9 protein-coding genes are annotated in these 8,375 nt (G+C 61.4%); 4 read left to right on the forward strand and 5 right to left on the reverse strand.

What is annotated here, in order from left to right; all coding sequences use genetic code 11:
• Positions 1-4 precede the first annotated feature (4 nt).
• Positions 5-682 carry an alpha/beta hydrolase gene (locus tag VFF99_RS13180; protein WP_325018591.1) on the forward strand — a complete coding sequence of 226 codons (678 nt, stop codon included), beginning with the start codon at positions 5-7 and terminating at the stop codon, positions 680-682.
• 156 nt (positions 683-838) lie between these two features.
• On the opposite strand, the gene purU is transcribed toward VFF99_RS13180, so the two are convergent.
• Positions 839-1,714 (reverse strand): formyltetrahydrofolate deformylase, encoded by an 876-nt coding sequence (gene purU, locus VFF99_RS13185; RefSeq protein ID WP_325018592.1) that lies wholly within the window; start codon positions 1,712-1,714, stop codon positions 839-841.
• A gap of 137 nt (positions 1,715-1,851) precedes the next feature.
• Positions 1,852-2,364, reverse strand: a complete 513-nt coding sequence (locus VFF99_RS13190) for a polymer-forming cytoskeletal protein (protein ID WP_325018594.1) — start codon at positions 2,362-2,364, stop codon at positions 1,852-1,854.
• A 309-nt stretch (positions 2,365-2,673) separates the two neighbouring features.
• Between VFF99_RS13190 and VFF99_RS13195 the strand changes: the two genes are divergently transcribed.
• The 3 genes from VFF99_RS13195 (at position 2,674) to VFF99_RS13205 (ending at position 5,932) form a co-directional block, all read left to right on the forward strand.
• A complete protein-coding gene (locus tag VFF99_RS13195; RefSeq protein WP_325018606.1) occupies positions 2,674-3,708 on the forward strand; it encodes an NADP-dependent oxidoreductase in 1,035 nt (344 codons plus the stop codon).
• A 133-nt stretch (positions 3,709-3,841) separates the two neighbouring features.
• Positions 3,842-4,927: a YjgN family protein gene (locus VFF99_RS13200; protein WP_325018596.1), complete on the forward strand. Its 1,086-nt coding sequence runs from the start codon at positions 3,842-3,844 to the stop codon at positions 4,925-4,927.
• Between the two features lie 12 nt (positions 4,928-4,939).
• Positions 4,940-5,932 carry a M48 family metallopeptidase gene (locus tag VFF99_RS13205; protein ID WP_325018598.1) on the forward strand — a complete coding sequence of 331 codons (993 nt, stop codon included), beginning with the start codon at positions 4,940-4,942 and terminating at the stop codon, positions 5,930-5,932.
• A gap of 9 nt (positions 5,933-5,941) precedes the next feature.
• On the opposite strand, the gene VFF99_RS13210 is transcribed toward VFF99_RS13205, so the two are convergent.
• The 3 genes from VFF99_RS13210 to earP all read right to left on the reverse strand — a co-directional run bounded on the left by VFF99_RS13210 (position 5,942) and on the right by earP (position 8,370).
• Entirely contained in the window at positions 5,942-6,340 is a 399-nt protein-coding gene (locus VFF99_RS13210; protein ID WP_325018600.1) for a hypothetical protein, read from the reverse strand.
• Between the two features lie 183 nt (positions 6,341-6,523).
• The gene (gene efp, locus VFF99_RS13215; protein WP_325018602.1) at positions 6,524-7,081 is read right to left on the reverse strand and encodes an elongation factor P; all 558 of its coding nucleotides are present in this window, start codon (positions 7,079-7,081) and stop codon (positions 6,524-6,526) included.
• Positions 7,082-7,209: 128 nt separating this feature from the next.
• Positions 7,210-8,370 carry an elongation factor P maturation arginine rhamnosyltransferase EarP gene (gene earP, locus VFF99_RS13220; RefSeq protein WP_325018608.1) on the reverse strand — a complete coding sequence of 387 codons (1,161 nt, stop codon included), beginning with the start codon at positions 8,368-8,370 and terminating at the stop codon, positions 7,210-7,212.
• Positions 8,371-8,375 lie beyond the last annotated feature (5 nt).

Genomic DNA, 8,375 nt, shown 5'->3' on the forward strand with positions numbered 1-8,375 from the left:
TGACATGACGACGCCCAGCCTGGAATCCATCGAGATCGAAACCGGCCCGAACCCGACAGTTGCGGTCATCTGGCTGCACGGACTCGGCGCTGACGGCAGCGACTTCGTGCCCATCGTGCGCGAGCTCGATCTCACCGGCTGCCCCGCGATCCGCTTCGTGTTCCCGCACGCGCCGACCATGCCTGTGACCATCAACTATGGTTACGTGATGCGGGCGTGGTACGACATCCTCGGAACGGACATCGCCAACCGCGAAGACGAAGCCGGCCTGCGCAAATCGCAGCTACTCGTGGAGGAACTGATCGCGCGCGAAAAGGCGCGCGGCATCCCGGCTTCGCGCATCATCCTCGCCGGCTTCTCGCAAGGCTGTGCGATGACGCTGCAGACCGGGCTGCGCCACCCGGAAAAGCTCGCCGGCCTGCTCGGCCTCTCGGGCTACCTGCCCATCCATCAAAGACTCTCGACGGAGCGCCACTCCGCCAACCACGACACCCCGATCTTCCTTGCCCACGGCACGAGCGACCCCATTGTCCCGTTCGACCGGGCCGAGATGTCGCGCGATTTCCTGCAGGCGCTGGGGTATAAGGTGGAATGGCATGAATACGCGATGCCGCACTCGGTGTGCGAGGAAGAGATCGCGGATATCGGCGTGTGGCTCAAACGGGTGTTGGCGCAGGCATAGCGAATGCGCTTGGCGGGTTTCGCTGCGCTCAAGCCATCCTACGGTTCTTTAATTGCATGGTGGGTTTCGCTTCGCTCTACCCACCCTACGGTTCTTTATAGTGGACGGTAGGGTGGGTAGAGCGCAGCGAAACCCACCATGCACCCCAAAGCCAAGTTACTTGAATACGACCGTCTTGTGCCCGTTCAACAGGATGCGGTGCTCGACAAACCACTTCACCGCGCGTGCCAGCACCACGCACTCCACATCGCGGCCGATCGCCGTAAGCATGTCCGGCTCCATCGAATGGTCGACCCGCTCGACGTCCTGCTCGATGATCGGCCCCTCATCCAGATCGCTTGTGACGAAATGCGCGGTGGCGCCGATCAGCTTCACGCCGCGGTCATGCGCCTGGTAATACGGCTTGGCTCCCTTGAAGCTCGGCAGGAAGGAATGGTGGATGTTGATTGCCTTGCCCTTGAGCGCTTCGCACATCTGCGGCGACAGGATCTGCATGTAGCGCGCCAGCACCACGAGGTCGATGTCGTTGGCCCTGACGATTTCCAGGATGCGCTCTTCCTGCAGGCGCTTGGCCTCGGCGGATGCACCGGTCGCCAGCGGCAGGTGGTGGAAAGGAATGTTGTAGCTCGCCGAGAGCTGGTAGAAATCCGTGTGGTTCGAAACGATGGCCGGAATTTCGACGGGCAGCAGGCCGCTCTTGTAGCGGAACAGCAGGTCGTTCAGGCAGTGGCCGATCTTCGACACCATGAGCATGACGCGCGGTTTCTTGTGCGCGTCGTGCAGCTGCGCATCCATGCGCAATTCCTTGGCCACGATGTCGAAATCCGCACGCAGTTGCGCGTCGCCGACCGCCGGATCTTCCGCCGCGAAGTGCACGCGCATGAAGAACAGCTTCGATTGCGCGTCGCCGAACTGCGCCGAGTCGATGATGTTGCAGCCGTGCTCGGCAAGGAAGCCGGACACGCGATGGACGATGCCGCGGTGGTCAGGGCAGGACAGGGTGAGGATGTATTCCGGGTGCGTCGTGGTCATGATGGTGTTGCTGCAGGCGAAAGGCGCTATTGTCGCACGCCGCGCACCGTCAAACAAAAAACCCGGAGTCGCGTTCGCGATATCCGGGTCAGCGGGACGCCGGCGGGCGCCCCCATTTCATTTTTGTTCAGTATCGATCAGCCAACCTTGGCGACGGACAGCCCCTTGTTGGCAGCAGCGGCGGTGCCGACCTGGATGTCGCCGGCGAGCTGGCCGCCCTCTTCGATGACGACCTTGCCGTAGCGGACCTTGCCGGAGACCTTGCCGGTCGAGTAGATGACCAGCTTCTGGCGCACGGTCAGCTCGCCGTCGAATTCGCCGTGGATCTCGGCGATGTCGATCTCGGCGGAACCCTTGAAGGCGCCACGCTCGGCGATCTGGATGACGCGGGAATCGATGGTGGCTTCGACACGGCCTTCGACAACCAGCGTGTCGCAGTCGGTGATCTCAACGCCCTTGAGCTTGATATTCGGTCCGACGATCAGCTTGCTGCCGCCTTCGTTGGTGCTGGCAGTGGTGTCGGTAGCGGGGGTGGTAATCGGCTTGGAGATACCCGAGGTACCGGTCGGGACGATGCCGCTGGCGGTGCTGAGGGGCGAATTTGGCGTGTTGGTATCGCGCTTGCCAAAGAGCGTTTCGGAACGAAGCATGTTATCTCCAAAAAATAGTGCGTAAGTTAAAAACGGTTTTCGATGTCATGAAAACGCCATCAGCATTCCCATCGCATCGAAAACGTGGCAACACTTGAACTGCGTTTGCGCTGCAGGAATCCGAGCCAAGACTCCGGCCTCCCCACTGTTAAGCCGCAGCAATGTTGCGGCTCCTCACTTGGTCAGCATGTCGTATGGAAAGTTCCGATGATTTGGGGAATGTTTGAAACTGTTACACTTTTGCAAAAAAGAACGACCGTTCAATTTCGTGTATGATGAATTGCCTAACCAATCCATGAAGGAGACATGATGACCGCAACTACCCTGACGAACCGGCAGTTCCGCCTGGCCGCGCGCCCCGTAGGCACACCCAAGCGCAGCGACTGGAATTTCACTTCAGAGCCGGTGCGCGATATCGCCGACGGCGAGATCCTCGTCAAGACGCTGTACCTCTCGCTCGACCCCGCCATGCGCGGCTGGATGAACGAGGGCAAGTCCTACATCCGCCCCGTGGGGATCGATGAAGTCATGCGCGCCGGCGGCATTGGCAAGGTGGTCGCATCGAAGTCGCCGAAATTCGCCGTGGGCGACTATGTCTCCGGCGGGATCGGCGTGCAGGAATACTGGGCCGGCCCGGCCGACGACAAGACCGCCGGGTTCTACAAGGTCGATCCGAAAGCGGCGCCGCTGCCCAAGTACCTGAATGCGCTGGGCATGCCCGGCATGACGGCCTACTTCGGCCTGCTCGAAGTCGGGCAGCCCAAGGCCGGCGAGACTGTCGTCGTATCGGGCGCCGCGGGCGCCGTCGGTCAGACGGTCGGCCAGGTCGCCAAGCACAAGGGCTGCCGCGTGGTCGGCATCGCCGGCGGCAAGGACAAGTGCGATTTCGTGGTCAACGAACTCGGCTTCGACGCGTGCATCGATTACAAGAACGAGTCCGTGCGCGAAGGCTTGAAGAAGCATTGCCCCAAGGGCGTGGACGTCTATTTCGACAACGTCGGCGGCGACATCCTCGACGATGTGCTGACCCGCATCACCATGAAGGCGCGCATCATCATTTGCGGCGCCATCTCGCAGTACAACAACACCACCCCGGTCAAGGGCCCGGCCAACTACCTCTCGCTGCTGGTGAACCGTGCGCGCATGGAAGGCATCGTGGTGTTCGACTATGCCGACCGCTACCACCTCGGCGTGGCCGAAATGGCAAAGTGGATGAAGGAAGGGAGCTTCAAGACACGTGAAGACATCGTCGCAGGCCTCGACCAGTTCCCGGAAGCGCTGCTCATGCTGTTCGAAGGGAAGAACTTCGGCAAGCTGATCCTCGAGGTAGCGAAAGACGCATAACAAGCCCTCGCATCGCTAGGAATGGCACAGGCGACTGTGCCATTTTTTTGCTCGATGGATTGACAATTTCTCAACAACAAGTCACTCTCCCGGGATTGCATGAAAGGCAATATTTCCAACAAGGAGAGGACGCATGATGAATCCCGACGAACTGCTCGCCGCAACCGAATTCCCCGCGGCACCGACACTCGCAACGCAACGCTTCAAATTCACCGGCAGCGGCAGCGAGTACCTCCGGATATGGATCGTCAACCTTTTCCTCACCGTGGTCACGCTGGGCATCTATTCGGCCTGGGCGAAGGTGCGCCGGACCCGCTACTTCTATGACAACACGGTCCTCGCGGGCAGCAGCTTCGACTATCACGGCACCCCGGCCTCCATCCTGCGTGGCCGAATCGTCGCGCTGCTGTTCTTCGGCGCCTACACCATCGCGGGCATGGTTTCGGAAGTCGCCGGCGGCATCGCGCTACTCGTGCTTGGCCTGCTGTTTCCCTGGCTGATCTGGAAAAGCCTGCAGTTCAAGCTCGGCAATTCGAGTTACCGCGGCATCCGCTTCGGCTTCGGCGGCACCGCACGCAAAGCTTATTTCGTCTACCTGCTGCTGCCCATCCTGTCGGGACTTACCCTCTATCTACTGGCGCCGCTCACGCACCAGCGCATCAAGAAATTCCAGCACGAACACAGCCGTTTCGGCGGCAACGCGTTTTCCTTCCACGCGGGCGCGGGCGGCTTTTACAAGATCTACCTGATTGTCTTTGTCCTCGCCTTTTGCGGGATGTTTGCCATTGGCATGGTATTCGGCGCGCCGCTCGCCGCCATCGCCAGGACTCGCGCTGCCTCGGTCAATCCCGCGACGCTCGGACTGATCGCAATCTTCGTGTTGACGCTGTACGCCTGGGTGTTCCTGCTGCTGCCCCTGCTCCACACAATGGTCCAGAATCTCGTCTGGAACAACACGCGCCTGGGCAAGCACCGTTTCGCATCCAACATCGGCATGCGCAGAATGGCCTGGATCACCGCGACCAACCTGCTTGGCATCGTGCTCACCCTGGGCCTGTTCATTCCGTTTGCGCAGGTCCGGGCGATGAAATACCGGATCGAATCGCTGACCCTGCTTCCCGGCGGCAGCCTGGACGATGTCATCGCTGCCGCACACGAAAACGCTTCCGCCACCGGAGAAGGCGTGGCCGATCTGCTCGACTTCGACCTGTCGCTGTGAAGAGGCGCCGGCATGAGCGTTCCCGCCTACTACTTCGACGGAAAGTCCTCGCGCCGTCATGCCGTCAGGCTTGCGGTGAACGGCCAGTTAGCCGTACTCACCGGCGACGCGGACCGCGAATGCCCGTTGGCCGAGCTCCGCGTCTCCGAGCGCCTGAGCCACGGACAAAGGAAGGTGAGCTTTCCCGACGGCGCCTACCTGGAAATCCTCGATGCCACGGCATTCGACGCGATGCTCCTGGACACGAGACACCGGGATTCACTGGTGGTCAGGCTGCAGCAAAGCTGGCGCGGCACGCTGGCGGCGCTTTGCGCGACTGCCGCAATCCTGATCGTCGGCTATGTCTATGTGCTGCCGGCCGCCGCCAATCTTGCAGCGAAGGCACTGCCGGTCAGCGCGGAACGATCGATCGGCCGTGAGGCACTGGCCTTCCTCGACAAGCGGATGCTGTCGGCGTCGTCGCTCCCGCCGGAGCGCCAGCAAGCGATCCGCGAGCGTTTCATGTCCCTGGTTCCGCCGCTGGACGGCGCGCCGCACCATGAACTTGTCTTCCGCAAGAGCCGCGTCGGTCCCAACGCATTTGCACTGCCCTCCGGACAGATCGTGCTGACGGACGAGATCGTGCATCTCGCTGGCGGCGATGAGGCGGTCGTCGCCATCCTTGCACATGAACTGGGACACCTGCACGAGCGCCACCTGACGCGGCGCGTGATCCAGGGATCGATCATCGGCATATTCGCGACGACCTTGTTCGGGGATGTATCGGCGCTGCTTGCCAATATTCCGACCGCGATGCTGGACCTGAAGTATTCCCGCGACGCCGAGCGCGAAGCGGACGATTATGCGATTGCAATGCTGAAGAAGAACGGCATCAGTCCAGCGGCGCTGGCGCGCGTTTTCGAAGCGCTGGAAAAAGCGGAAAAGGAAAAGGGCGGTTCCCCGCCCTATCTGTCCAGCCATCCGTCCGCCGCGGAGCGCATTGCGCGCATCCGGGAGGCGATGTGAGCTTTCCGGTCAGCGCATCGGCCGGCACTGGCGCAGCTCGCACTGCGCCATGAACGTCGTACCGTTGTCGCATTTCATCCGATAGACCTCGACCGGCCCCTTGTCGGTGATCAGCCCGGCACCCGTGGCCCCCGAGCAGCCGTGCCGCCTGGCGAGGCGCTCGACGGTGGCGGAAGATGTACCGGAGCGGAATTCGACGGTCTGGATGGTCACGTCTCCGCTACCATCGTTGACCGTGAGCTCGCCCGGCGCGGCGTTGTTGCGCACCTTGGCCTGCGGCTCGGGCGCAGGAGCGGATTGGGACGCGGTGAACGAGGGAACCCAGTCGGGAAGCTTGATTCCAGTGGACGAACAACCGGCGAGAACGCATACGGCCACTGCCAGGCCCAGCCTGCGGACATTCTTCATTCGACTTTCTCCCTGTCGGTACTAGACAAATCTGTTCATCGCCGGGCGCTCTGTTGGCCCCCCTCAGGCAACGCCGCCCAGTTTATACCGGCCGGCTCCGGCATGGCAAAGTCTGTCGCGCGCCAGACATAAAAAAAGCGCTGCGGGATGTCCGGCAGCGCTTCATTCCGAGTAAGAGGCCGATTACTTGCTGCGGCTCTTGTACTCGCCCGTGCGGGTGTCGATTTCGATCTTGTCGCCGATGTCCACGAACAGCGGCACCGGGATTTCGAAGCCGGTGGAGATCTTGGCGGGCTTCATGACCTTGCCCGAAGTGTCGCCCTTGACGGCCGGCTCGGTATAGGTCACTTCGCGCACGATGGTGGTCGGCAGTTCGACCGAGATCGGCTTGCCGTCGTAGAACACCACTTCGCAGGTCATGCCGTCTTCGAGGTAGTTCAGCGCCTCGCCCATGTTCTCGCCTTCGACTTCATACTGGTTGTAGTCGGTGTCCATGAACACATACAGCGGGTCGGCGAAATACGAATAGGTCGCTTCCTTCTTGTCCAGCACGACGACGTCGAACTTGTCGTCGCCGCGGAACACGCTTTCGAGCGGTGCGTTGGTCAGAAGATTCTTCATCTTCCACTTGTAGGTGAAGCCGGTACGGCTCGAACCGTTGACGTCGGAGCGCAGCACGATGAACGGCTTGCCATCAACCATGATGATGTTGCCAACACGAACTTCTTTTGCGAATTTCATAGGAATGGTCGTAAAAAAATAAGTTGCTTGAAAACTGTCTTCGTCTAGCGGCCAGCAGTGCCGCAAGCCCTCGCTTGATCCGGATCAAACGGTACAGATCTTGATTTAAGCGCGGATTGTACCCTGTTTTATGCCCTGCCTGAGCGGACAAACTCCTCAAACTTCAGCAAATTCGCTGCCAAATTGCCATTTGCGAGCATCTGGCACTCCCATTCGTACGCTCTCGCCGTCAGTTTTTGCATTTCGTCAGCGAAGCGCTTCCACAGCGGAGCCCAGCCGTCACCGGCTTCCACGGCTCCGTTCCAGCACAAGGACAGGCTGTTCAAACTTTCCAGATCAAATGCATAACGCGCCAGGAAGGCACGCAGCTTGACGTGGTGAAGGTCCTTGTCCTGGGGGTAGATATGCCAGATGAAGGGCCGGCGCGCCCATTGCGCGCGCACGAACGAATCCTCCCCGCGCACGAAATTGAGGTCGCATGCCCACAGCAGCCGGTCGTAGTCGGGCTGGGCGACAAAGGGCAGCACACGCACGGTCAGTGCGCCGCGCGTGCGCACGGCGCCCGGCTTTGCCGCCTCGCCCAGGAAGGCCTGCACCTGCTCGGGAGCCACGCCCTCGGGCACCAGGCAGGTGACCGGGGAATCGCCGCCTTGCCACGCTTCGAACAGTCCGGATACGGGTGCATGCGGATAGCAGAACAGGGACACTTTGAGCGCCGCCATTTCGCCCGCCGTCACGCCCAGTTGCGCCAGGAAGGATGCGACCTCCGCCGGGTCCGACTGGAAGCGCTCGCGCTCGACATCCAGCGCGGATTCGCGGAGCAGGCCTCCGGTCTTGCTCGTGAAACCGGGGAAGAAGAAATACTTCGTCAGCGGCAGGCGAGGATGCGGCGATGGCAAGGTATGGCAACCCTCGACCCACTCCTCGGCGCTCAAGCCTTCCAGGTTGAACCAGACAGGCTGGGGACGGCGCTCCGCCATGGCGGCGATGTACCCGGGCGGAATATCGACGCCGAAAAACTCGATCACGATGTCCGCGACTTCGTCCGCCGCGAACGCCCCTTCCTGGTCGCGCCAGTGGCGCACCGCCACGCCGGCAATCTGCTGCAGTTCGAGGTCGGTCCCGACTTCGGGACAAATACGGTGGAAGCTGCGCAGGTCGTCCACCCACAAGGTGACCGCGATGCCATGCTCGTGCTGCAGCTGCCTGGCGAGGCGCCAGCAGATGCCGATGTCGCCGAAGTTGTCGACGACCTTGCAGAACAGAGCCAGGGATGAAGGACGTGCCATGAGGT

The organism is Noviherbaspirillum sp. (assembly GCF_035654295.1).
In the GTDB taxonomy this organism is placed as follows: domain Bacteria; phylum Pseudomonadota; class Gammaproteobacteria; order Burkholderiales; family Burkholderiaceae_D; genus Noviherbaspirillum.

Bases quoted from the DNA above. Each gene is read 5' to 3' on its own strand.
- VFF99_RS13180 (WP_325018591.1), top strand. From the start codon at position 5: ATGACGACGCCCAGCCTGGAATCCATCGAGATCGAAACCGGCCCGAAC.
- purU (WP_325018592.1), bottom strand. From the start codon at position 1,714: ATGACCACGACGCACCCGGAATACATCCTCACCCTGTCCTGCCCTGAC.
- VFF99_RS13190 (WP_325018594.1), bottom strand. From the start codon at position 2,364: ATGCTTCGTTCCGAAACGCTCTTTGGCAAGCGCGATACCAACACGCCA.
- VFF99_RS13195 (WP_325018606.1), top strand. From the start codon at position 2,674: ATGACCGCAACTACCCTGACGAACCGGCAGTTCCGCCTGGCCGCGCGC.
- VFF99_RS13200 (WP_325018596.1), top strand. From the start codon at position 3,842: ATGATGAATCCCGACGAACTGCTCGCCGCAACCGAATTCCCCGCGGCA.
- VFF99_RS13205 (WP_325018598.1), top strand. From the start codon at position 4,940: ATGAGCGTTCCCGCCTACTACTTCGACGGAAAGTCCTCGCGCCGTCAT.
- VFF99_RS13210 (WP_325018600.1), bottom strand. From the start codon at position 6,340: ATGAAGAATGTCCGCAGGCTGGGCCTGGCAGTGGCCGTATGCGTTCTC.
- efp (WP_325018602.1), bottom strand. From the start codon at position 7,081: ATGAAATTCGCAAAAGAAGTTCGTGTTGGCAACATCATCATGGTTGAT.
- earP (WP_325018608.1), bottom strand. From the start codon at position 8,370: ATGGCACGTCCTTCATCCCTGGCTCTGTTCTGCAAGGTCGTCGACAAC.